Origin of the sequence: Chlorobium ferrooxidans DSM 13031 (assembly GCF_000168715.1) — a bacterium.
Taxonomy (GTDB): domain Bacteria; phylum Bacteroidota; class Chlorobiia; order Chlorobiales; family Chlorobiaceae; genus Chlorobium; species Chlorobium ferrooxidans.
Genome location: NZ_AASE01000001.1, coordinates 291,182 through 315,317 on the forward strand (window position 1 = coordinate 291,182; position 24,136 = coordinate 315,317).

At 49.4% G+C, this 24,136-nt stretch carries 19 protein-coding genes; 10 read left to right on the plus strand and 9 right to left on the minus strand.

What is annotated here, in order from left to right; all coding sequences use genetic code 11:
- Positions 1 to 19: 19 nt before the first annotated feature.
- The 5 genes from CFERDRAFT_RS01390 (at position 20) to CFERDRAFT_RS01410 (ending at position 5,575) form a co-directional block, all read left to right on the plus strand.
- Entirely contained in the window at positions 20 to 610 is a 591-nt protein-coding gene (locus CFERDRAFT_RS01390; RefSeq protein ID WP_006365382.1) for a DNA-3-methyladenine glycosylase, read from the plus strand.
- A 162-nt stretch (positions 611 to 772) separates the two neighbouring features.
- Positions 773 to 2,155 carry a magnesium transporter gene (mgtE, locus tag CFERDRAFT_RS01395; RefSeq protein WP_006365383.1) on the plus strand — a complete coding sequence of 461 codons (1,383 nt, stop codon included), beginning with the start codon at positions 773 to 775 and terminating at the stop codon, positions 2,153 to 2,155.
- A gap of 77 nt (positions 2,156 to 2,232) precedes the next feature.
- Positions 2,233 to 2,535, plus strand: coding sequence for a nucleotidyltransferase domain-containing protein (locus CFERDRAFT_RS01400; RefSeq protein ID WP_040432843.1), 303 nt, complete (start codon positions 2,233 to 2,235; stop codon positions 2,533 to 2,535).
- Positions 2,536 to 2,567: 32 nt separating this feature from the next.
- Positions 2,568 to 4,223, plus strand: a complete 1,656-nt coding sequence (locus tag CFERDRAFT_RS01405; protein ID WP_006365384.1) for an electron transfer flavoprotein-ubiquinone oxidoreductase — start codon at positions 2,568 to 2,570, stop codon at positions 4,221 to 4,223.
- A gap of 368 nt (positions 4,224 to 4,591) precedes the next feature.
- On the plus strand, positions 4,592 to 5,575 hold the full coding sequence (locus tag CFERDRAFT_RS01410) for an STAS-like domain-containing protein (protein ID WP_232209724.1): 984 nt from the start codon (positions 4,592 to 4,594) through the stop codon (positions 5,573 to 5,575).
- 309 nt (positions 5,576 to 5,884) lie between these two features.
- Here CFERDRAFT_RS01410 and CFERDRAFT_RS01415 read toward each other — a convergent pair whose 3' ends face one another.
- Positions 5,885 to 7,174, minus strand: coding sequence for an SH3 domain-containing protein (locus CFERDRAFT_RS01415; protein WP_006365426.1), 1,290 nt, complete (start codon positions 7,172 to 7,174; stop codon positions 5,885 to 5,887).
- A gap of 535 nt (positions 7,175 to 7,709) precedes the next feature.
- On the opposite strand from CFERDRAFT_RS01415, the gene mnmA reads away from it, so the two are divergent.
- The 3 genes from mnmA (at position 7,710) to metH (ending at position 13,368) form a co-directional block, all read left to right on the plus strand.
- On the plus strand, positions 7,710 to 8,795 hold the full coding sequence (mnmA, locus tag CFERDRAFT_RS01425; RefSeq protein ID WP_006365386.1) for a tRNA 2-thiouridine(34) synthase MnmA: 1,086 nt from the start codon (positions 7,710 to 7,712) through the stop codon (positions 8,793 to 8,795).
- 17 nt (positions 8,796 to 8,812) lie between these two features.
- Positions 8,813 to 9,472: an alpha/beta hydrolase gene (locus CFERDRAFT_RS01430; protein WP_006365387.1), complete on the plus strand. Its 660-nt coding sequence runs from the start codon at positions 8,813 to 8,815 to the stop codon at positions 9,470 to 9,472.
- 209 nt (positions 9,473 to 9,681) lie between these two features.
- Positions 9,682 to 13,368, plus strand: coding sequence for a methionine synthase (gene metH / locus CFERDRAFT_RS01435; protein ID WP_006365388.1), 3,687 nt, complete (start codon positions 9,682 to 9,684; stop codon positions 13,366 to 13,368).
- A gap of 124 nt (positions 13,369 to 13,492) precedes the next feature.
- Here metH and CFERDRAFT_RS01440 read toward each other — a convergent pair whose 3' ends face one another.
- The gene (locus CFERDRAFT_RS01440) at positions 13,493 to 14,041 is read right to left on the minus strand and encodes an HD domain-containing protein (protein ID WP_040432847.1); all 549 of its coding nucleotides are present in this window, start codon (positions 14,039 to 14,041) and stop codon (positions 13,493 to 13,495) included.
- 265 nt (positions 14,042 to 14,306) lie between these two features.
- Here CFERDRAFT_RS01440 and CFERDRAFT_RS01445 point away from each other — a divergent pair, with 265 nt between their 5' ends.
- Together CFERDRAFT_RS01445 and cqsA are read left to right on the plus strand one after the other, a co-directional pair.
- Positions 14,307 to 16,871, plus strand: coding sequence for a response regulator (locus CFERDRAFT_RS01445; protein WP_006365390.1), 2,565 nt, complete (start codon positions 14,307 to 14,309; stop codon positions 16,869 to 16,871).
- A gap of 509 nt (positions 16,872 to 17,380) precedes the next feature.
- Positions 17,381 to 18,580, plus strand: coding sequence for an alpha-hydroxyketone-type quorum-sensing autoinducer synthase (cqsA, locus tag CFERDRAFT_RS01450; RefSeq protein WP_006365391.1), 1,200 nt, complete (start codon positions 17,381 to 17,383; stop codon positions 18,578 to 18,580).
- Between the two features lie 48 nt (positions 18,581 to 18,628).
- Here the strand turns inward: cqsA and CFERDRAFT_RS01455 are convergent, their stop codons facing one another.
- The 7 genes from CFERDRAFT_RS01455 to CFERDRAFT_RS01480 all read right to left on the minus strand — a co-directional run bounded on the left by CFERDRAFT_RS01455 (position 18,629) and on the right by CFERDRAFT_RS01480 (position 24,121).
- Complete coding sequence (locus CFERDRAFT_RS01455) at positions 18,629 to 19,099, minus strand: SRPBCC family protein (RefSeq protein WP_006365392.1); 471 nt, start codon at positions 19,097 to 19,099, stop codon at positions 18,629 to 18,631.
- 102 nt (positions 19,100 to 19,201) lie between these two features.
- On the minus strand, positions 19,202 to 20,884 hold the full coding sequence (locus CFERDRAFT_RS01460; RefSeq protein WP_006365393.1) for a L,D-transpeptidase family protein: 1,683 nt from the start codon (positions 20,882 to 20,884) through the stop codon (positions 19,202 to 19,204).
- 15 nt (positions 20,885 to 20,899) lie between these two features.
- Positions 20,900 to 21,616: a murein L,D-transpeptidase catalytic domain family protein gene (locus CFERDRAFT_RS01465; RefSeq protein ID WP_006365394.1), complete on the minus strand. Its 717-nt coding sequence runs from the start codon at positions 21,614 to 21,616 to the stop codon at positions 20,900 to 20,902.
- Positions 21,617 to 21,907: 291 nt separating this feature from the next.
- Complete coding sequence (locus CFERDRAFT_RS12530; protein ID WP_232209726.1) at positions 21,908 to 22,078, minus strand: hypothetical protein; 171 nt, start codon at positions 22,076 to 22,078, stop codon at positions 21,908 to 21,910.
- Complete coding sequence (locus tag CFERDRAFT_RS01470; RefSeq protein WP_006365395.1) at positions 22,075 to 22,629, minus strand: SIMPL domain-containing protein; 555 nt, start codon at positions 22,627 to 22,629, stop codon at positions 22,075 to 22,077. Before CFERDRAFT_RS01470 ends, CFERDRAFT_RS12530 begins: the two co-directional genes overlap by 4 nt.
- Before the next feature lie 179 nt (positions 22,630 to 22,808).
- Positions 22,809 to 23,465, minus strand: coding sequence for a DUF2189 domain-containing protein (locus tag CFERDRAFT_RS01475; protein WP_006365396.1), 657 nt, complete (start codon positions 23,463 to 23,465; stop codon positions 22,809 to 22,811).
- 353 nt (positions 23,466 to 23,818) lie between these two features.
- Positions 23,819 to 24,121 carry a hypothetical protein gene (locus tag CFERDRAFT_RS01480; protein WP_006365397.1) on the minus strand — a complete coding sequence of 101 codons (303 nt, stop codon included), beginning with the start codon at positions 24,119 to 24,121 and terminating at the stop codon, positions 23,819 to 23,821.
- Between the last annotated feature and the right edge of the window lie 15 nt (positions 24,122 to 24,136).

Here is a 24,136-nt window from a genome sequence, read left to right on the forward strand (position 1 = left end):
AATTATAATCGTTCGGTGGATGGAGCGGCTTGAAAAGCAATTCTATGAAATACCTACACTTGAACTTGCAGAAAAACTTCTCGGGAAAATTTTCGTCCGTACGCTGCCGGGAAACAGACAACTGAAAGCAAGAATTGTTGAAACAGAAGCCTATCTCGGTGTAGATGACGAAGCCTGCCATGCCTGGCGGGGCAGAACAGAACGAAACAGTACCATGTTTCATCGTCCGGGCACCATCTATGTCTACTTTACCTACGGCTGCCACCACCTCATCAATATCGTCAGTGAACCGGAACACCGGGCCGGAGCAGTTCTCCTTCGGGCAATGGAACCGGTTGAAGGTATCTCCTTCATGCAGATGCAGAGAGGAACAGCCGTGGAGAGAGAGCTCATGAGCGGTCCGGGAAAGCTTGCCCGGGCACTTCAGATTGAGCGCCGTGACAACGGACGGGATCTTTTCGGTGAAGAGTTTTATCTGGAAAACGCACCCCCTGTTCCTGAAAAGATGATCGGAACCACAACAAGAGTGGGTATTTCAAGAAGCAGGGATCTTCCCTGGCGCAAATTCATCATAAACAATCCTCACGTTTCAAAAGCAAGGATATTGTGAACAGTTAAAAAATGCAGCCTGCTGTATTGGAAAGTTCATAAAAAAACTCCTTTTTTAGGCTGAGTTACCTATAAACCGAAAGGGCTTTCGAGCACCGCCTAACGAAGGAATCGAAGCGCGAAACAAATTAATAGCGTTACCCTTATTTAAACCTCAAGCATCATGATCGGAACCCCTTTACTTCCTGAAATCAGGGAACTGATCGAGCAGCGCAACTTCAGTGCTCTGCAGAGAATTTTCAACGACTGGATGCCGGTTGACCTGGCGGAGCTGATCTCCGACCTGCCGGAAAACGAACAGGCAATCCTCTTCAGGCTGCTTCAGAAGGATGTGGCAACCGAGACCTTCGAATACCTTGAGCTCGACTCCCAGCAGAACCTGCTGACCGCACTGACCCAGAAAGATGTCACCCATATTCTCAACAGCATGTCGGCAGATGACCGTACAGCGCTGCTTGAAGAGCTGCCGGGAACTGTGGTTCAGGAGCTGCTGAAGCTCCTCTCATTCAAGGAGTTCAAGATTGCCAAAACCCTTCTGGCATATGCTGAAGACAGTGTCGGCAGGCTCATGTCGCCTGACTATCTGAGTGTCAAAAAAGACTGGAACATCAATCAGGTGCTCGACTACGTTCGCACCTTCGGTCATGAGAGCGAAACCCTGAACGTCATCTATGTTGTTGACGACTTCGGAAAGCTCAAGGGAGAGCTGCTTGCCCGGGAGCTCCTGCTCTCGCTGCCGGAAAAAAAGGTCAGTGAAATCATCTCCGAAGATAAAATCATCACCCTGACCGCTTCACAGGATCAGAAGGATGCTCTTGATGCCTTCAAGCGCTATGACACGGTGGCATTGCCGGTTGTCGATTCAAACGGCTACCTGATAGGAGTCGTAACGGTTGACGATATGCTTGACGTGGCTGAAGAGGAGGAGACCGAGGATATCCAGAAGTTCGGCGGTATTGAAGCCCTTGAAGAGCCATACATGGATCTCTCGATTCCACAGCTCGTCAAAAAAAGGGCCGGCTGGCTGGTGATTCTCTTCATCGGAGAGATGCTTACCGCCTCTGCACTGGCCTACTTTCAGGATGAACTGGCAAAAGCGATCGTACTGGCAACCTTCATCCCGCTGATTATCTCAAGCGGAGGAAACTCCGGTTCCCAGGCCGCCACCCTGATCATCCGCTCACTCTCGCTCGGAGAGATCACCATCCAGGACTGGTGGGGCGTCATGCGCCGCGAAATTCTTTCAGGACTCGCGCTTGGAGGTCTGCTCGGCCTGATAGGAGTCTTCAGGGTTATCATCTGGGCCATGATACTCGGTCACCTGACCACAACATGGATCTATGTCGGCGTAACTGTTGGCGTATCACTGGTAGGTATTGTCCTCTTCGGCACCCTTACCGGCTCCATGCTCCCCCTGCTTCTGAAACGGATGGGCCTTGACCCTGCAACCTCATCAGCACCTTTTGTTGCGACACTTGTCGATGTCACCGGAATTGTGATATACTTCAGTGTTGCCTCCCTGATTCTTGGTGGCATACTGCTCTGAACAAAAGAGTAACCGGAGAATTTCGAGCATCGCCCAACGAAGCAATCGAATCGCGAAACAAATTAACAGAGGTGCCCATGCGCCTGTCAACAGAACAGATCAACACCATCGTTACCACCAGTAGAGCTGTGGCTGGTCTTGATGCTATCATTTGGCTCTACGGCTCAAGACTGGATGATACCCGTCATGGTGGAGATATTGACCTGTTGATTGAACCGGTAGAGACCATCAGCTTGCTGCTCCGTGCCCGCATCAAAATGCTTCTGGAGCAAAAACTCTCCCTCCCTGTGGATGTGCTGGTTAAAAACCCTGATACCGCAGAAAGTCCGTTTGTATCCATCGCCCGCGCTCAGGCAAAATTACTGGAAATCACGCCATGAATTCAACGACATCTGAATTACTGTTTTGAGATATGGCAGAAGAACGTGAAGCTCTGGAGTTTGATATTCTCTTTGTCGGTGCCGGACCGGCAAACCTTGCTTCGGTCATTCACCTGCAGCGGCTCCTGAAACGTCAGAGCCTTGAATGCTCTATAGCAGTTATCGACAAAGGCCGATACGCCGGAGCACATCTGCTCTCGGGCGCCGTACTCGACACAAGAGCCCTTGAGGAGTTCTTTCCCGACTACCGGGAGAAGGGGTGCCCGATTGAAACAGAGGTTACGAGTGAGAGCATCTGGTTTCTCACCGGCAAAAAAAAGTTCTCCTTCCCCTTTGTGCCAGCTGCATTCAGCAATGAGGGCAATCAGCTCGTGTCGCTCAGCCGCCTTGGTACATGGATGGCGGAACAGGCGGAAAACGAGGGAGTCCAGCTCTTCGACAACACTGCGGCTTCCGCTCCGTTCATGGAAAACGGACGGCTTGCAGGCATCATAACCGATGACAAGGGAATCGATAGAGAGGGCAACCCGAAAGCAAACTTCGAACCGGGGCTTCTGCTCAAGGCAAAAGTGATCGTCATCGGAGAGGGTTCAGACGGCTCGCTCCTGCGTCAGCTCGCCCACCACTTTCCCACAGAACAAAGCGCCGCGCCCCAGCGCTACAGCTCGGGAGTCAAGGAGACCTGGAGAATACCTGAAGGCCGCCTGAAGGCCGGAGAGGTGCACCATATCTTCGGCTACCCCCTTTCGACCGACACCTACGGGGGAGGGTGGATCTACGCCTTCTCACCGACGCTCATCTCTATCGGGTTTGTCACTTCAATCAGCCCATCCTCCCCTGTTTGCGATCCCCACCTGAACATGCAGCGCTTCAAGCAGCACCCCCTGCTTGCCGAAATTCTCGAAGGGGGAAGCATGATCGAGTCTGGAGCACGAACCATAACATCCGGAGGAGCGGACGCTATGCCGCAGCTCTGCGGCCCCGGATTTCTTGTTACCGGAGAGTCCGCCGGGCTGGTGAACATGCAGCGCCAGAAAGGAGTTCACCTCGCCATGAAATCGGGCACCGTTGCGGCAGAGACCCTATTCGATGCCTTGCTGCACGATGATTTTTCCGATGCCCGACTGAAAAGCTATGAAGAGCGCTTCAGGAACTCATGGGCTTATGAAGAGCTCCATGCGGCCCGAAACTACCGCAAAGCTTTTGATCAGGGACTCTACGCCGGTCTCCTCAACGCCGGACTCCAGTTAAAATTCCCCGGTCTCTCTCTGGCTGCCGGTGTTGCCAAAAAGCGTGATGACAAAACAAAGGGCGGGTCAAAAAAGGTTCAGCGCTTCATGCTTGAAAAAGAGGGGTTCAAACCTGACGGTATACTCACCTTCAGCAAGGATCAGACGCTCTACCGCTCCGGAACCATGCACGAAGAGGATCAGCCCTGCCATCTCGTTATCAAGCCTGAAGATATTGCTGAGATCTGCCTGAAAACATGCACAGTGGAATTCGGAAATCCCTGCCAGCACTTCTGCCCGGCTTCGGTCTACGAGTTCACCACCGAACCGCAACCGGCGCTCAAGCTCAACCCCTCAAACTGCCTGCACTGCAAAACCTGTGAAATCGCCGACCCTTACGGCATCATCACCTGGACCACCCCCGAAGCCGGTGGCGGCCCCGGCTACAAACTGAGCTGATTCACCCTGAATTTCCCCGTCAGAAAACTTTGTTATTATCGTTTGCATTACTTTGTCATTCCCTGAATTCTCAGGAGTATAAGCTTGCAAGAAAAGAAGATAAGGAAGGGGTGACCGCTTATTTTTTCTACCAATATCGCGTCCCTACGGGACTTGAATTCATGATTCTTTTAATGCCGTAGGCATTGCATATAGGTAGAAATCAGCGGTTTTCATATCCATTCTTTGCAAGCCTGTGTTGTCAACTTTATTTTTTATGTTGTCAACATATCGGTATATTGTTGTCAACATGAAGAGCAAGAGTTGTCAATTTCAGACAGAAGCCGGGCAATACAATGAGAGAACGAACATCTGAAATAAGAGCTTACATGCTGAAGGCATGCAGGGACAGATCGCTCAATGTCGCCTCGGATGCTGCCAGAGAGTTCGGTATCTCAAGACAGGCTGCGCTGCGTCATCTGCATGCATTGGAAGAGGCCAGGCTTGTCAGGTCGGAGGGAACGAAGAATCTCAAGAGATCTTCACTTGCTGCCATTACAACGAACTCATGGCGATTCAAGCTGGAGGGACTAAGAGAGGATATTGTCTGGCAGGAGTATATAGCCCCCCTGATTGTCAATCTGCCTCAAAATGTCCGTGAGATGTGGCAATACGGTGCAACAGAGATGATCAATAACGCTATAGAACACTCCGGCGGCATTTGGCTTACCATCAACTTTTCAAGAAACGCTCTGGATACAGAACTGGCGATTATTGACGATGGCGAAGGCATCTTTCACCGCATACAGCGATTAACCGGCCTCTATGATCCCCGTGAATCCATCCTCGAACTTGCAAAGGGAAAGATGACCACAGATCCACAGCACCATTCCGGTGAAGGCATTTTTTTTACATCCAGAGCATTCGACAGATTCGTTATCATTTCAGGAAACCTTTTCTTCTCACACCAGACAGAGAAAGACGATTGGCTGATTGAGAGTGACGCGGATATGCCAGGCTCAACCATTCATCTCAGGCTGAGCAATTCCTGCCCTCGAACCATCAAGGAGATCTATGACGAATTTGCGGAGCCGGAGGAGTATGCATTCAATAAAACCCGGGTTCCGGTCAGGCTGGCCAGACATGAAGAGGAAAAGCTCGTCTCCAGATCGCAGGCAAAAAGGCTTGTTTCGCGGTTCGAGAAGTTCAAAACCGTAATCCTCGACTTTGAAAAGGTGGATGAGATCGGGCAGGCATTTGCCGATGAGATTTTCAGGGTCTTTGCCTTAGCACATCCGGCAGTAACACTTATCCCCGTTAATGCAACAGAAGAGGTGAACCAAATGATCAAAAGAGCGCTTGCCGTTAGATAACTCCATGAAGCAAGTCAAAAGCAGTCAGTACAGTATAAGTATTTCGACTCTGCCGGGGATAAAACAGTGAGTCACCGAAATGGCGGATCATGTTTGCATCTGTAAGCGGTGGGCCTGGGTACACACGAACTGATTCAGCTTGAATTTACCCGGAAATCATCGTTTTTCATATCCATTCTTTGTCACCCATTATTCCACCAACTTGGTGCTTAGGCTTTAAGCAAATGAAACCAGCCTATCAATCAATGATCAATGAATAAGATTCGAAAAAATTTACTCTACACTATCTGGGACCAGTGAATGTTCGTCCTATCTTTTAAAACTTTCGACATATCTTGTTAATACCCAGCCGGAACACGTATCTCCATTATCATATTGAACCATTACATGTGTCCAATTTTTTTCCTTCCCCAGAAACACAACAATCTGCCCCAACCGCAACAAGTCTAATGTCTCGGACTTGACGAGAGGGTCGTTTCTCAGGCGGACATTATTCCCTGAGATAAACCGGAGGTTTTCTGAAGGTAACCCATGTAGATATGGAGCAACTTCTTTCAAAGTCTGCACTTTGCTAGTCGTCGAACCTGATACCCCTTGGATAAGTTCATTGACAAAAGGAGTTAACAGATTAGCTGAAATGCTGTTTAGTTGAGGAAGTACTATTTGTAAAAACGCGAATAATAGTAACATTTTTAAGGCAGAAGGAATGCGTGAAAATAATTCTGAAAACGCAGAGCTATTATCCACTGAAACCAAAGAGGCCAGGCCTGACTCAATCTCTTGAGTATCAAGCTCATGAAGGTTCGCATATCCGTCCAAAACCAATTCTTGATTAATTAAGCTAACTGCAACTGAGAAGTTTTGTGAGTTTGACAAAGTCATAAATGAAGAGCTTAGAATCTCTTGCATATGCGTGGATGACTTCATAGCTTCGGAAATCACACTACCCGCTCCAACCATATCCCGTATCGACTGAGAGGACTTCATAACTTCAGAAATCGCTCTACAGGCTCCGACCATATCCTGTAGAGACTGAGCGTGCTTCATAGCTGCGGAAATCGCACTACCCGATCCAGCCATATCCCGTATCGACTGAGAGGCCTTCATAGCTTCAGAAATCACACTATTCGATCCAAACATATCCTGTACCGATTGAGAGGCTTTCATAGCTATGGAAAATGCACTATTCGATCCGTAGGTATCCTGTAGAGACTGAGCGTGCTTCATAGCTGCGGAAATCGCACTACTCGATCCGAACGAATCCTGTACCGACTGAGAGGCCTTCTTAGCTATGGAAAATGCACTATTCGATCCGTAGGTATCCTGTAGAGACTGAGCGTGCTTCATAGCTGCGGAAATCGCACTACTCGATCCGAACGAATCCTGTACCGACTGAGAGGCCTTCTTAGCTATGGAAAATGCACTATTCGATCCGTAGGTATCCTGTAGAGACTGAGCGTGCTTCATAGCTGCGGAAATCGCACTACTCGATCCGAACGAATCCTGTACCGACTGAGCTCGCTTCATTAATTCGCTATTTAAGCTGGAGGCATCCAATCCTTCATTGGCTGATTCTTGATCATCATTTTTCTTCGACATACCTGCTGTATGAATATTTTGGATTTAAAAAAATCTAACACGATAAGACTTATATGCTTTTGCAAAAAAAGCTGACAACTTGAAAATCACATCAACAGGGCTTTTTACTCTATGGCCCCCGTCTTCGAATATTATTCTCTGTCTCAGTGCCTGTGCGTTTAGCACTATCCCGGAAATACTTCTGTTAATGTAACTAACAGCCTGAGGTTATCAAAAATATACACCATCACTGCTGGGTAAAATGGAGGAAGTGGGGTGCCGGATAAATCGGGAAAAAGATGTAAGTTTCAGCCAATTCGGTTTCGCACTCAAAACTACGACCACGATTTTGATGAATGAATTGGAGCAAGCAGGAGTTGTCTTCATGCGAGAGCAGACAGGCACCTCTATTAATTGTCGTGAGCGTTTTTGTTTTAAAGCCCCGGAGGGGCGAAATATTGGTAGCGCAGTCCCGATGCAGTCGGGACTGCGAGAGGATTTCGAGCACCGCCCAACGAAGCAATCGAATCGCGCAATAAATTAATAGTGGTGACTTATGGGCGAACAGAAGAAAGTTGTTGTCGGCATATCCGGTGGAGTGGACTCTGCCACAACCGCATGCCTGCTGAAAAAAGCGGGCTATGCGGTTACGGGGCTGAATATTCGGGTGCTTGACTCCCTTGAGGATAGCCCATCGCTGCAGCCTTCGCCGCTCGTCATCAGCGACCATCCTGATTTTCAGATTCCGGTGCTGACGCTCAACCTCAGCCGGAAGTTCAGGGATGACGTGATCACCTACTTTCATAACGACTACCTCGGGGGCCACACACCGAACCCCTGCATGGTCTGCAACAAGAAGATCAAGTGGTTCGGACTGTTTGAAGGGCTGAAACTGCTTGAAGCCGACTTTATCGCTACCGGCCACTTTGCCTCCACCTCATTCAGCGACGGGCGCTACCGGCTCTACAAGGGCGTTGACCCGGAAAAGGATCAGAGTTATTTTCTCTGGATGCTCTCGCAGAGCGACCTCGCTAAAACCCTCCTGCCGCTCGGCGAGATGGTTAAACCCGAGGTTCGCAGGCTAGCCCGTGAATTCGGTGTCAGGGCTGCGGAGAAAAAGGAGAGTCAGGAGATCTGCTTTGTCCCGCAGGACGACTACTGCAGCTATCTGGAGGGCGCTATCCCGGGCCTTGCCGAAAAGGTTTCAGGCGGTGAGATTGTTGACGAAGCGGGCACCGTCATCGGCAAACACCGGGGCTACCCCTTCTACACCATCGGCCAACGGCGCGGTCTCGGCGTTGCTGCCAAGGTTCCGCTCTATGTCACCGAAATTGACCCGGAGCACAACCGTATCCATGTCGGCCAGAAGTCAGCGCTTGAAACACGAAAGCTTGTCGCTTCAGGGCTCAACTGGATCGGCATCGATGGAGTGAACGCGCCAGTCACTGCTCTGGGTAAAATCCGCTATCGGGATAAAGAGACCCCGTGCACCATTGAGCCGCTCGCAGACAATGAAGTGGCTGTTGCATTCGACGCACCAAAAAGCGGCGTTTCAACCGGTCAGGCCGCGGTCTTCTACCGGGAGAGCGAGGTACTCGGCGGAGGATTCATCACCAAAGTCATACACGATATAAATCAGTAAAACGGCAATCTTATATTATGCTTCAACGAAAAGAGCTCTCCCTCTCCTACATGGAACAGGCTCCGGAGACACCGGAAAATGCACCACTCGTTCTTATGCTGCATGGCTACGGCAGCAATGAAAAAGATCTGATCCAGATCGCTCCCGCGCTTCCGCCAGAGTTCCGCTACATCAGTGCACGGGCGCCCCAGGTTATGGATTACGGCATGTACGGATGGTTTCCGCTTGAGTTCACCCCAAACGGCATCATTGTCGACCATGCTGCTGCAGAGCGGGCCCTGCATCAACTGATCGGCTTCGTCAGAGAGCTGATCGAGGAGTACCGTCCGGCAGGAGAGCAGGTGTTTCTTATGGGATTCAGTCAGGGCACGGTAATGAGCTACCTGACCGCATTCAATGCACCTGAACTGCTGCACGGTGTGATTGCGCTCAGCGGTCAGCTCCCCGAAAAAAACATGCCGACCGAAAAAGCCTCTCCATTGCTCCGCAAGCTCCCCTTTCTCGTGATGCACGGACTCTTTGACGAAGTGCTGCCGATAGCCAAGGGGCGAGCCGCAAATGCATGGCTCGAAGAGCATGTGGATGAGTTGATCTATCGCGAGTATCCGATAGCACACCAGATTTCGGACAGTGGGATAGAACTGATCCGCTCATGGCTTTCAGCGCACCGTGATTAATTTGTTCCGCAGTACGATGACTGCGCGGTCCCGACGGGTCGGGACTGTGCTACCAACATGTCGCCCCTCCGGGGCTTGATCAGAGAGTGCACCGGAACGTGAGTAAAATCTGTGCATTCGTCACTGCCGGAGCGAACAGATTTATAGAGTTAATCGTATATTGGCAACCTGTATCCTCTTTTTCAAAAAAACGCAGTCATGCATAAAGAATGAAAGAAACTCTCTTTACCCTGCTCGAAAAGCGTATCCTTGTTCTCGATGGTGCAATGGGCACCATGATCCAGCGCCATAAATTACAGGAAGAGGACTACCGGGGCTCGCGGTTTGCAACCCACTCGCATCCGCTCATGGGAAACAACGATATACTGGTTCTCACACGGCCCGACATCATCTATGCACTGCACTGCGACTTTCTTGAAGCAGGTTCAGACATTATAGAGACCAACACCTTCAATGCCAATCCGATCTCCCAGTCAGACTACAGTGCCGAACATCTGGTAAGGGAGCTGAATGTCGAAGCGGCTAAACTGGCAAGAAAAGCGGCGGATGAGTATACCGCCAGAACACCCGATAAACCAAGATTTGTAGCCGGATCCATAGGGCCTACCAACAAAACCCTCTCGATGTCGCCGGATGTCAACAATCCGGGATACCGGGCTGTCAGCTTCGAGGAGGTGGTCGATAACTACACCCTCCAGCTCGAAGGGCTCATGGAGGTCGGCGTCGATATGCTGCTCGTTGAAACCGTCTTTGATACCCTGAACTGCAAGGCGGCACTCTTTTCGATCGAAGAGTTCTTCAATCGCACCGGAGTGCGTATCCCGGTCATGGTCTCCGGAACCGTCGTGGATGCAAGCGGTCGTACCCTCTCCGGCCAGACCACCGAAGCCTTCTGGATCTCTATCGCCCACATGCCCGACCTGCTCTCCATCGGCCTGAACTGTGCCCTTGGTTCAAAGCAGATGCGCCCCTTTATCGAGTCAATCTCAGGCATTGCCGAAAGTCTGGTGAGCGTTTATCCGAATGCGGGTCTGCCCAACGAGTTCGGAGAGTATGACGACTCACCGGAGTATATGGCCGCCCAGATCGCCGACTTTGCCACCTCAGGATTTGTCAATATTGTCGGAGGATGCTGCGGCACCACCCCCCAGCATATCAAGGCGATTGCCGAAGCGGTCAAAGGGCTGACTCCGCGCCAGCGACCCGTAAAAAAGCATGAGCTGCAGCTCTCCGGTCTTGAACCGCTCTTTGTCAACAGCACCACCGGCTTCATCAACGTCGGCGAACGCACCAATGTAACCGGCTCCAAAAAATTCGCACGCCTCATCAAGGAGGGCAACTACGACGAAGCGCTCTCGATTGCCCGCCAGCAGGTGGAGAGCGGCGCACAGGTGATTGACGTCAACGTTGATGAGGGAATGCTTGAGAGCGAAAAGGTGATGAAAGAGTTCCTCAACCTGATCGCCTCCGAACCCGAAATCTCCCGTGTTCCGGTGATGATTGACAGTTCGAAATGGTCGGTTATAGAAAACGGCCTCCAGTGCGTTCAGGGCAAAAGCATCGTCAACTCCATCAGTCTCAAGGAGGGCGAGGAGCTTTTCAAAGAGAGAGCCCGCAAGGTACTGCAGTATGGCGCCGCAACTGTTGTGATGGCTTTTGATGAAAAGGGACAGGCGGACAGCCTGGAGCGTCGCAAGGAGATCTGCAAGCGGGCCTACGATATTCTGGTCAATGAAGTGGGCTTTCCGCCTGAAGATATTATTTTCGACCCCAATGTGCTGACCGTTGCCACCGGTATCGAGGAGCACAACAACTACGCCGTTGACTTTATCGAGTCGGTCCGCTGGATCAAAGAGAACCTTCCCTTTGCAAAAGTTTCCGGAGGCATCAGCAACGTCTCCTTCTCTTTCCGGGGCAACGAACCGGTCAGGGAGGCGATGCATGCGGCATTCCTCTACCACGCCATCAAAGCCGGGCTCAATATGGGCATCGTCAATGCCGGCCAGCTTGCCATCTATGAGGATATTGAACCGGAGCTGCTGCTGCGTGTTGAAGATGTGCTGCTCAACCGCCGTGAGGATGCTACCGAACGGCTGGTGAGTTTTGCCGAAACCATCCAGGGTGGCGGCGAGAAAATTGAAGCAAAAGCAGCCGAGTGGCGGAATGCTCCCGTTGAAGAGCGGCTCCGCCATGCTCTGATCAAGGGCATTGTCGAGTTTATTGAAGAGGATACCGAAGAGGCCCGCCAGCTCTACCCGAGCCCGCTCCAGGTTATTGAAGGGCCACTGATGAACGGCATGAACGCCATCGGTGATCTCTTTGCCGAGGGCAAGATGTTCCTGCCGCAGGTGGTCAAAAGTGCCCGAGTCATGAAACGCTCGGTAGCCTGCCTCATCCCCTACATTGAAGAGGAGAAAGCCAAAAATAAGGACACCCGTGCCGCAGCAAAAATATTGCTTGCGACGGTCAAGGGTGACGTGCATGATATCGGCAAGAACATTGTAGCCGTTGTGCTCGCCTGCAACAACTACGAGGTCGTTGATATCGGTGTCATGATGCCGTGCGAAAAGATCCTTGAAGCCGTGGAGCGTGAAAAAGCCGACCTGCTCGGGCTGAGCGGACTCATCACCCCGTCGCTTGACGAGATGGTGCATGTGGCTCGTGAAATGGAGCGGCTCGGCATGAAGATTCCTCTGCTCATCGGAGGTGCCACCACCTCAAGAATGCACACTGCGGTGAAAATTGCGCCGGTCTACTCCGGAGCAGTCGTTCAGGTGCTTGATGCATCCCGGAGTGTTCCGGTAGTCAACAGCCTGCTCAATCCTGCACTCAGCCCGGATTACATCGCAAAACTGAAGGAGGAGCAGGCCGGACTGCGGGAGAGCCATGCTTCACGTTCATCGGCAAAAAGCTATATCCCGCTCTCCGCAGCCCGAAGCAACACCCCTTCGCTCAAGTGGGACAGTGCTTCCGTCTACAAACCGCTCAAACCGGGCATCACCCTGCTTGAAGATGTGACAGTTGAAGCGTTGCGCCCCTATATTGACTGGACTCCGTTTTTCATGGCGTGGGAGCTGCATGGCCGCTACCCGCAGATTCTTGGCGACGCGAAGTACGGGGTTGAGGCAACAAAACTCTTCAACGATGCTGAAACCCTGCTCGACAGAATAGCAGGCGAACAGATGCTCGGACTGAAAGGTGTTGCCGGTATCTTCCCAGCCAACAGCACAGGGGATGACATTGCGGTCTACAGTGACGAAAGCCGCACAACCACTCTCGCAACCCTCCACACGCTCCGCCAGCAGGAGAAAAAAGCGGGCGGCGAACCAAACCTTGCGCTTGCCGATTTCGTCGCGCCCGTCAATTCAGGAGTGAAAGATTACATTGGCGGTTTTGCCGTTACCGCAGGTCTCGGAATTGAAAAAGCGCTCAAACAGTTCAGCCTGGAGCAGGACGACTATCACAAAATCATGACACAGGCACTTGCCGACCGGCTGGCCGAGGCATTTGCCGAAATGCTGCACGAAAAGGTGCGCCGTGAACTCTGGGGTTATGCTCCCGATGAAGCGTTCAAGCCCGAAGAGCTCTCGGGAGAAAAATACCAGGGCATCCGCCCTGCTCCAGGATATCCCGCCTGCCCGGATCATACCGAAAAAGCAGAGCTCTTTACCCTTTTGAATGCTGAAGTGAGCACAGGAATCACCCTGACCGAAACCTTTGCCATGAATCCGGCAGCATCAGTCAGCGGACTCTACTTCGCTCACCCGGCGGCAAAGTACTTCATGCTCGGAAAAATCGGCAGGGATCAGGTTGAGGATTATGCCGGTCGAAAAGGGATGAGCATCGGTGAAGCTGAGAAATGGCTGGCGCCTGTGCTTGACTACGAACGCGACTAAATTTTCAAGCCCCGTAGGGGCGAAATATTGGTAGCGCAGTCCCGATGCAGTCGGGACTGGGAGAGGATTTCGAGCACCGCCCAACGACGTAATCGAATCGCGGAACAAATTTATAGCGGTGCGACTAAAGCTTCATCATCGGCAACGGACTCAACGGATGGCTTTTGAATCGTTCCACAGCAAGCTGCACAAGCTTTCTGTGGAATCCGGCATTGGGAAAGGCCTCAAGCACATCGGTTACAAAATCATCCTTCAGTTTGAAGCGGAGCAAACCACCAGTCATATCAATCCAGTCAGCTTTCCTGAAGAGTTCAACCAGCCACTCCGGATGCTCTTTGTATCGGGTCAGCTTGTGATGCTCCCCGATCATGGTCTCAATCTCACTCTGCCACTCCCCTTTTCCCTTTTTTTCAAGATAGTTACGGGCAAGAAGCTTTGAAGCGGGCAGATAGTCAAAACTCTTCTCTGTCCAGATCCCGAGATCATGGAAAAAGACCGCAATGGCAATTTTATCCAGGTCAACCTCCCGCTTCCTTGCAAGGGAGCAGCAGAAGTTGAAAACCCGCAGACAGTGGTTCCGGTAAGCATCGTAATCCTCCCCCAGCACCTCCTGATAACCGGCAAACAGCTCGTCAAGCAAAAGAGAATTTATAACGCTTGTTGTATCATTCATATATATGGCGCACTGCCGTGTTTTTTTATTACCTATAATATATGTAAATATATAGTCTATAGTAGGCTTATTAGTGATATGAGACGGTGTTACACTCTTGGATCCGGCAGTGATTATACCCCCCTGTTGTTTCTGGTAATAAATAACAGTGACTGTCATAACAACAGCTCTGGCAATCGACGCGGGATGATCTTGCAAGTAACGCACAGGGTGCATCTATAGCCGGAATAAAGGCTTTGGTAAGGCATAAAGAATACTGTTTCTGATGCATATACTTAAAAACAAAGCCAGAGAAATTATAGAGCATGCCGAACCGAATCTCGGCGTTGTAGGGCTTTTCGGCTTTCTTGGCTATCCGGTTTATTATCTCATCTGGACCTATATCTTCCCGCAACCTTACGAGAATCTGCCGCTGCGCATATTCTGCGCCTTCATCAGCATCCCCTGGGTACTCTACCGGTTTATTCCCAAAAAGCTGAAAGAGATTTTCCCGGTCTATTTTTTCATTTCGCTCTTTATTGTTATTCCTTTCTTTTTCAGCTTCATGACGCTGAAAAACGAATTCTCAGTGGTATGGGCAATGTCCACTATGGCCGGTTTATTCCTGTTGACACTGCTTATGTCAGACCGGGTCCTGGTCAGCATCATGACCGGAGCAGGATTCATGGCTGCCTATGTCACGGTGCTTACGATTGACGGCAGGGTCAGCTTCACCTACTTCATACCTGAGTACATTCCTATTTTCATCTTCTCCATTGCAGGAAGCATTATTGCCAGCCATAAGCAACAGCAGGCCTACAAGTCGAAAATTGCTCTCATGAAAAGCCTGAGCGGCAGTATCGCCCATGAGATGAGAAACCCGCTCAATGCCATTACCAATGCGATTGCTTCTGTACAAAACACGCTGCCCGTAAAACCGGGAATAGATGCGGCGGCTAAAAGCTACTACCGTTTGAGCCATTCCGGCCTCATCAATATTCATAATATCATTGAGGATAGTTCGCACACGCTGAGCAGTGCAAACAAGATCATTGACTCCATCCTCACCAGCCTGCAGGGCGGAGAGGTGATCGTCGATGAATTTATCCGGATCAAATCCGAAAACGCAATTGAAACTGCACTGAGCAGATTTCCTTACAATGATGTCAAAGAACAAAAGGTTATCAGCTTTGAAAAATGCATGAACTTTGATTTTCTGGGAGATCGAGATCTCTTCTTCTTTGTCATCTTCAATCTGCTTAAAAATGCTCTTTACTATAAGGATAGAAATAACTTCCATATATCGATCGCTACTGATGTAACCGCTTTGTCGAATATCATCAGGGTCAAAGACAATGGACCGGGGATAAAAGCAAAAAATATTGAGCAGATTTTTGAGAGTTTTTATACCTCGAACAAAAAAGGAGGAAACGGGCTGGGTTTATCCTTCTGCAGACGGGTGATTGAATCGTTCGGAGGCACTATCGTCTGTAGCTCAAAGGAGGGGGAGTGGACTGAATTCACCATAACACTGCCAAAGTATTATTCCAAAACCGTTCGGGAGATTAAAAGAAACATCCTTCGTAAAAAAAGGATTCTTGTAACCGATGATGACAGCAGCAACCGCCTGATTATCTCAAAATACCTTTCGGAACTGCATTGTCAGATCGATCAGGCAGAAAACGGCCTCCAGGCAGTCGCGATGGTTTCAGAAAAACGGTATGACCTCATTTTTATAGATTTCGAAATGCCGTTTCTGAACGGAGATCGTGCTGTCAAACTTATTCGTTCGGCACAGAACATCGATCCGTCTCTTGCCCTGCATTATCGTGACGTACCGATTATCGGCATTACTTCACTGCCGAAGCCCGAGGCAACAGAGAGAGCCGAAAAAAACGGAATGAATGAAGTACTTGCAAAACCGGTGAGCGTTACAACCACAAGAAAAATTATTGAAAAATACTTTTTTTCAGAAGCCTCTCCGGACCGGGATGAAACCGAAATAACCGTCAGCAACGAAAGAATTCTTCTGGTTGATGATAACGAGACAAGCCGGAGAATCATGAGCGCCCTGCTTGAGAACTATGGCTACCACATCGAGCAGGCAGTCAATGGCAGGGAAGCCCTTTCGTTGCTTGAAAAAGAGGATTTCGATCTGATTCTCATGGATGTGGACATGCCGGTAATGGACGGTATTGAAGCCACAAAAGCCATCAGGAGTGGTAAAAATTTCTTCCGTTTTCGCGCCGGTAAAACCATACCCATTATTGCCATCACAGGAAATAACGATGAACAAAGCTCCCGGATTCTGAAGGAGGCCGGCGTTAATTTTCATCTCTGCAAACCGGTCTTCAAGGACAAGCTTATAACAACCATTAACGTTTTACTGAAAAACAATATTCAGGAGGAGACACCAATGATCAACAATACAAGCTATGAATCAGAACAGGAGGGTTCCGACTTCTGGACAACAATAAACAGTGAAAAAATTCTTGACCGTTCAATTATCGATGAATTGAGAGAGATAGGCGGTGATGAATTAATCGTAACGCTTTTCGCAACCTTTATCGATGATGCTGACAAATGCACTGCCGATCTTGATGAAGCGGTAGGTAATCAGGACATGAAACAGTTTGATCATCTCATTCATTCTCTCAAAGGCACCTCAGGAAGTATCGGTGCCAATAAAATGTATCTGCTTTCCGGATACATCAATGAGTTTTCCCGCAATGCAGCTTGGCCTGATAACAGCTCATGGATGGAAGTACTGAAAAAAGTCTATGCGGAAACCATAAAAGAGCTGAAAAATTACATACATATTTTAGCCCAACACTCCTCCCGGCAAACCTGAGTTGATGCGTAGTCACTTTGGAGAAAAGCCGCCAGAAACGCGGTTGAACCGCTAAAAGGTTACATCCGCAAGCACTCTCCTCCTCGTTTTAACCCTCATATTTCACTGCTCCGGAAGGAAGAGCTATAACGCTAATTATCAAAACATTCTGTATCTTCATTTCATCATATTTTATCATATTTCGCTCCGGTCAGCCGGTTGGATTATTATTCCTGTTCCGATTTGATCGCTGAAATATGCCGATAGTGAATGATGATGAAGAGTTCACATGGTTTTCATGTATGAGAAGGTTAAGGCGATGTACAAGGAAGCAGTACGATAACCTCTATCATCCTGAACCATTATGATGGCTGAATGGATTACAAACCAAGTATGATCTGATGGTCAGGATCCCCGGTAAACTATCTGCGGGGAAGATAATTCTATAATTTAAATCGCTTCCAACAGAGTACTTTTCTTACAACGAACTGCTGCCAATTAAGCACGGGCCAATCCAGATGAGGTAAGCAATGAGCATGACCGGTTTGCCCATTCCCGATTTTCTTGATGCGCGACTACTCGCCTATGAGGAAGCATCGATCAAAACACGCAGGAATGGAAAGCCCCTCGTACTCGGCAAAAAACCACAGCCGGAATCAATTATTCTCCAGAGCAATGATTATCTGAGCATTTCAAACCACCCTCAAGTTTTACAGGCGCAGATAGCAAGACTCGAACAGGGAGGCCATGAAATGGTCATGTCGGCGGTTTTTCTCCATGAGGACAGCGACAAATCGCTCTTTGAAAAGGCAATGGCCAGGCTTGTCGGGTTTGAACATGCAATTTTATGCCAATCCGGATGGGCGGCAAATGTTGGTATCATGCAGACCATTGCCGACCAGAATACTCCTGTCTATATAGATTTTTTCACCCACATGTCACTCTGGGAAGGGGTCAAAACATCCGGAGCCCCCTTTTACACCTTTATGCATAACGATGCCGCTCATCTGGAAAATCTGGTAAAACAGCATGGTCAGGGCATTATTGTTGTGGATTCTCTCTACAGTACAACCGGAGATATTGCCCCTCTCACCGAGATCATCGATATCGCCAATCGTCACAACTGTCTCTCCCTCGTCGATGAATCACACTCTCTGGGTACGCATGGGCCCCGGGGAGCCGGGCTGGTTGCCTCACTCGGCCTGACCGACAGGGTACATTTCATAACCGGCAGCCTTGCAAAAGCCTTCGCCGGCAGAGCGGGCATAATTCTCTGTTCGCAACGATTTGCCGAGTACTACCCCTACGCAGCCTATCCTGCCATTTTCAGCTCAGCTCTTCTTCCTCATGACATAGCCGGTTTGTCTGCAACCCTCGATGTGATTATCAACAGTGACGACCGGAGAAAAAAACTGCATGACAATGCTCTTTTTTTTCGAAACGGACTGGAGAGTCTTGGCTATTTTCTGGCCAGCCAGTCACAGATCATCTCACTTGAACCCGGAAGTGAACCCCAAATGGAAATATTGCGGGATGCGCTGGAAGATCGAAATGTATTCGGCTCTGTATTCTGTGCGCCTGCAACACCGAAAAACCGCACGCTCATGCGTTTTTCACTCAATAGCGACATGGAAATCGACGAACTGCAGCAGGTACTCGACGTCTGCGCATCAATAAGAGATGAGGTGGGTATGCGGGAATGGAAGTCAACCAAAAGGAAAAAAACCTGACAGGTCTTCTGTTACAACTTATCCCTCAGAGCGATGACAAGGAGCCGGTCATGATGCTGTGAAGCTCTTCTGAAGGTTAGCCAGATAGTGATCAATCAGGGAGGTAAACTCCATTACCACCAGCGGGGAGATGATGATCTGCAGAAACGAGGGGAAATCGACCATCACTTCACCTTTTGTTTTCAGCACTATCGCGGTTCCAGCCTCTTTCTGCCGTAGTACCCACTCCCCTTCGACCTTCGCATTGCCGACTCCGGCAACAGAACTCCATGCAATTTTCCGTGAAGCCGCCTCGACAGAGTAGCAACAGGCATAGATTGTCTGCTGCAGCGTGTAGCTGCCGATACCGATCTTTTCCATCTCCCAGCAAAAGGTATTGGAGCCAAGATCAATCAACCGGTCAACTTTCGGAAAATGAGAGGCAGAACGGGGGACATCGGCAAGAAGATCGAACACCTTATCGGTTGCAGCAGGAGTTTCAAACGCCCGCTCTATATTGATCTCGACAGAAAATGACATAGGGGCAACTCGGTTAATTTGTTCCGCGATTTCCCGATTCACCGGGATCGCACTCAACCCGCTCAAAACAAGGCTTGGCGGTGCCCTCAGAAGAGCCGATAATTACAATTGGAGAAGAGGTTTATCCAGAGCTTTCAGCACAGCACTATCTCTGTTGTAGACATCATCGAGAAAAACAATCTCATCACCTTCGGCAAAAGCTGTCAGATAGAGGATAAACACCGGAATCCGTTTCGGCAGGTAGACCGTGGCTGTTTTTCCGGTATTTATTGCCGCCTGAATCCTCTCCCTGCTCCATTTCAGACTGTCCTGGAGAACCAGCCTGGCGAGTTCCTGGGGATTTTCAACCCTGATGCAACCGGAACTGAAGGTTCTGCTGCTCTTTTCAAAAAGATCCTTGGTCGGCGTATCATGCAGATAGACTGTATGGCGATTCGGCAGCATAAATTTGATCCTGCCCAATGCCCCATGATCTCCGGCGGTCTGCTGCAAACGGTAAGGGAAATTTGCTCCCGTATATTGTGACCAGTTGACCGATGCAGGATTGACAACAGTACCATTCCGGTCAAGGATGTTCAGCTTTTTCCTGCTGAGATAGGAGCTGTTTTTGCGGATAGCCGGCAAAACATCTTTCGCCAGAATTGTCGGAGGCACAACCCAGCGGGGATTGAAGATAATATACTGCATATCCGCCTTGAAAACCGGCGTTTCACGATAGGGCTGCCCGACAATGACCCGTGTTCCCCAGCGGTTACGACCATGTTCGACATAACGCAGGGAAAATTCCGCAATGTTAACCAGTACGTAGGTCGGCTCAAGATCGTTCATGAACCATCTGCACCGCTCCAGATTGATGCGGATCTGTTCAATACGACGCTCGACAGGCAGATTCATAGCCCTGAAGGTAGCAGGCCCGGGCACACCATCCGCAACCATTCCGTTCCGCTTCTGAAAACGCTTTACTGCCTCAACCATCCGCCGGTCATAGATCCTTGAGGTATCATTGGCCACTGCCGTCATGTCACCGGATACAACCAGGCGTTTGCGTAATGGCAAGACACGATTGTCCGTGGCACCCTCTTTCAGTCCTGTCAAATCGGGAACGACCGGCCAGCCTCCTTCTTTGGCAAGAGCGCGATCCCGGATAAGACCTTTTCTCAATTGGAGGTATTCGGGTCGCTGCGGACGAAGTTCCGCCAAAACACCTGCAATCCGTTCAGCAGTTACAGCATTCTGAAGCCGGAACTCCATGGCTGTGCTTCGATGAAAATCATTGATATTCCAGTTCGGATCAAGGCTGACGGGATCAACCTTGCCATAACGCAGATGTGTGGCAAGCGTGAGAAATGCGTCACTCAAAAGAAGATCATAGTTCGCCTCCTGCTGGGGCGTCTGGGGGGGCTGATTGTAAAAAACCCTGAGCGCCCTTAGGTGATAATCCGCAGGATCAAGTCCATCATCGGCAGCACTTTCTATGGCTGTAATCAGCTCGGTAATCATCGTCCGCTTTATCCAGACAGGCCTGTATCCCCGTGCAGCATAGAATCGGGCCAGGCGGTTTCGGAACGAGATCCCTTCCACCAGAGCGAGCTCTGTGCCCTGCACTGTTTTACGGGTAAAGTAACTGCGGATATGCTCTGTTACAGGGTCAGGAACGACACTCTTCTGGCTAATAACAGGATTTTGCACTTGTGGTTGAAGAGTAACCTTCTGAGGTGCGGGTGCCCTTGCCGGAACCGGTTGAACAGGACTGAATGCAAGCCAGACAAGAAGAATACCAATCATTCGTAACTCAATACATTATGAAAATGGATCGAAAACACTCTGGTGAAGGGCAAGATCGGGTTTGAGCACGGTTGACTTGAGCGCATAGTCCCTTCCTCCCTGATAGATAAATATGCAGCTCCCGCCCTTTATCAGGTTGATTACCTGCTGAAAAGCATCAAAAGAGAGCGCAGGGCAACCCTGACTTCTGCCAAGACGGCCATGCTTCCTTATATAGTCATAGGAAACATAATCCGCGCCATGCATCACAATACTTCTCATTTGAGCATTATCATTAATCCCCGGCTCCATTCCAAGAAGTCTGAGAGAATAACCATTTTTGCCGTCATAGGTATTTCCTGTTGTATAAAAACCGAGACTGCTTTGATTGGAACCCGGTTGATTGGAAAAGCTCTGCGCATAGTTTTCGCCACTTCCGCTGCCATGCGCAACAAGTCCGGAATAAAGCAGCCGTCCCTCGTTGACATCAATAACAAAAAGCCGTTCCTCAACCGATGGAAGGTTAAAATCTATAACCGTAAGAATACCGTCACGGGAAACCTTGCCCTGCTCCCGGAGGGAATAATAGCCGGAAAGAGCCATACTGAGCAGCTTTGGATTTATCCGGTTTCGGAGGTCAGGGGATCGGGAGAGCGATGAAAAGTTTTTCAGGAACGGATTTGTCAGAGAGTCTCCCTTCACAGGAGAGAGCAGCATAAGCATCATTAAAAACGCAGATATCAATCGAATCATAAGCAACCTCAATCGGAGTTAAACCGGAGCCATCAACGCTCGTCGGCATATGCATAAAAAAACCAACCCGGGTATGCAAAACACGGAACTTCAGATAAACATGAAAAACAAATACGTAACCAAAATCCCATGATAAATGGGACAGTTCTTGCTCTTTTAACCGTAGAACAGAAGAATGGAAAACAAAAAAATAATCAGTAAAGATAAGATTTATTTCGGCAGGTTCAAATCATCCTCAATCCCCGACGAAGCCAACGCTCTCCCGGATTCTCTTTCAGCACGAATTTATGCTCATCTGACAGGAGCGGTGATAAAGCGCCAGCGTGAGTTGATGGTTACCGAAATCTCCTGATCAGCAGGGGCCAATTCAGTACTGGCTGGTGCCGGAGCTGCCCTCATGGCTACCGCCTCCATATATGGTCGCTCCTTGTATGCAGGCTGGCCTGTGCTGACTTCGATCAACTGCCCAAGACTCCTCCTGCCGCACGGGCCATAATTTCACCCTCCCTGCGGGCATTGCCTACAGCGGATGCGAGTGCTTCCTGGCGAAGGGCATCATAACGACTTGATAAAAACATAATATTCTGAACTTCATTGGCCCCGGCCTGCACAACAGCATCAATAACCCTGCCGATGCTGCCCAGAGCACGCACCCTGACCTTTATGGCGTGCCTTGCCGTGAACCCTTTCAGAACGTTTTTAGAGGTTGACGGCTCCCACTCCCACTTTGGTGAAACCGTAAAACCTGCCGTCACAGCATCCTCGGAGGCAACACCGGTCTTTCGCAAAGCATTCTGAACCGCCTGATACTTTTCAGCAGTATCGGCCGCAGCCCTGTCTGCACTGTTTGCATCCGACTTGATCTCCGCAATAAACTCCGCCATATCCGGCTTTACCGATACCACTCCTGACGCCGATACCACAACCTGACTCTCTTCAGCATGAACAGAAAAAGGAAAAACAGAGTGCAGAACAAGCAGGCTTGCCGCAACGATACTCAGCCTCTTTTTCATAGTTATCCTTAAATTCATTGATTTAATAATTTTAGCAACAAAGCGCACCCTAAATTGTCATGAGCAGTTTGAGAGCAGGACGGACTGAGCACAGAAACCGGAATGTACATGCAGTACATGAGAATTTCGAGCACCGACCAACGATGCAATCGAATTGCGGAATAAATTTAGCGCACAGACTACCACTCTGACGAATAGAGCCCGACTATCTCCTTGTATGCTATGGCAACGGCACAGGAGGATACGGGAATCGTTACCAGAAGGCCGACACCGAGAGCAAGCGCACCACCAAAATTCAGCAGGGCCAGCAGACAGGCAAACCAAAAAATTGCCCCCCATTGTCTGGTAACAATTTTGCGGCTTGTCTCCATCGCCTGCCAGAACTCCATCCTGTAATCAACAATCAGAAACATGGTAAACGTATAGCCTACAGCAAGATAGATTCCGGGCAGAATAAGCAGCACCAACCCAACAGCCACGAGAAGCCCCATTGCCATACCCGCCAGAAAAAGAGGCAGAAAGTATTTGAAACCAAGAAAAAAGTCTGAAAACTGAATCTCCTGTCCACTCATCCGCTTGAAGGCCGCAATCCCGAAACCGGCACATAACGGCGCCGTAAGGGATGAGAAAATAATCGAACCGCCTCCATTCGACATCGAGCTTAATGCCGAAATCACAAACACAACAAGGGTGAACCCTACAAATTCACCAATGTTCAGCCGGAACATCTCCCAGCCCTTGCGAATATATTCAGAAGCAGTAACCTCGTATCCCTCATTGATCTGGCGATCAAACAGCACGGGATCGACTTTAACGCCGAAATCAAAAGCAGCCATGATACTCTCCTCTTGTCAGGATTATTGAACTACCATAAGGGCAATTTCGACATCAAGTGATGTAACAGAACAGATTGGTTTACTTACAGACAACCGGACACCACCAAAATGTACTGATAATATACAATGAATTCCAGTAAGCTGCACATATTCATCCAGATCATCATCTCTGGTCATACAGCCAGCTGAATCAACACAAACAATTCTTCTGAAAAGGAGCGATCCGAGCTAAAAAGGAAGGGGAGGCATAATATTTGCCTATAAAACATTTACAGGATAATGCTCTGGAGTAAAGATGATTTTGTAGAAATAAAAAGGGCAGCGGATACTGCCCTTTTTGAAAAAACCGATAGTTAATTGTTGTTGGATATACTGAAATGATTACCATGTACATCATTGGCGGCAACACCGACAAGGGTAACCTGCATTTCTACTGTTGTCGCATCACCATCATTATCAACCCAGACTACGGTATTTCCTTCCCCGTCATCAAAATAGCTGATCCCGTTTGCAACAAGATGGTTTGGAGATGCAAAATAAGTGGCAGAGGAGAATGACTGACTACCACTTTTAACACTATTGGCATCTATTGCTTTGAAATCCAACTTGTCATTAGCTACATCGAAGTCATAAATGACATCGCCGGTATCATGCAAATCAATGTATTTAAA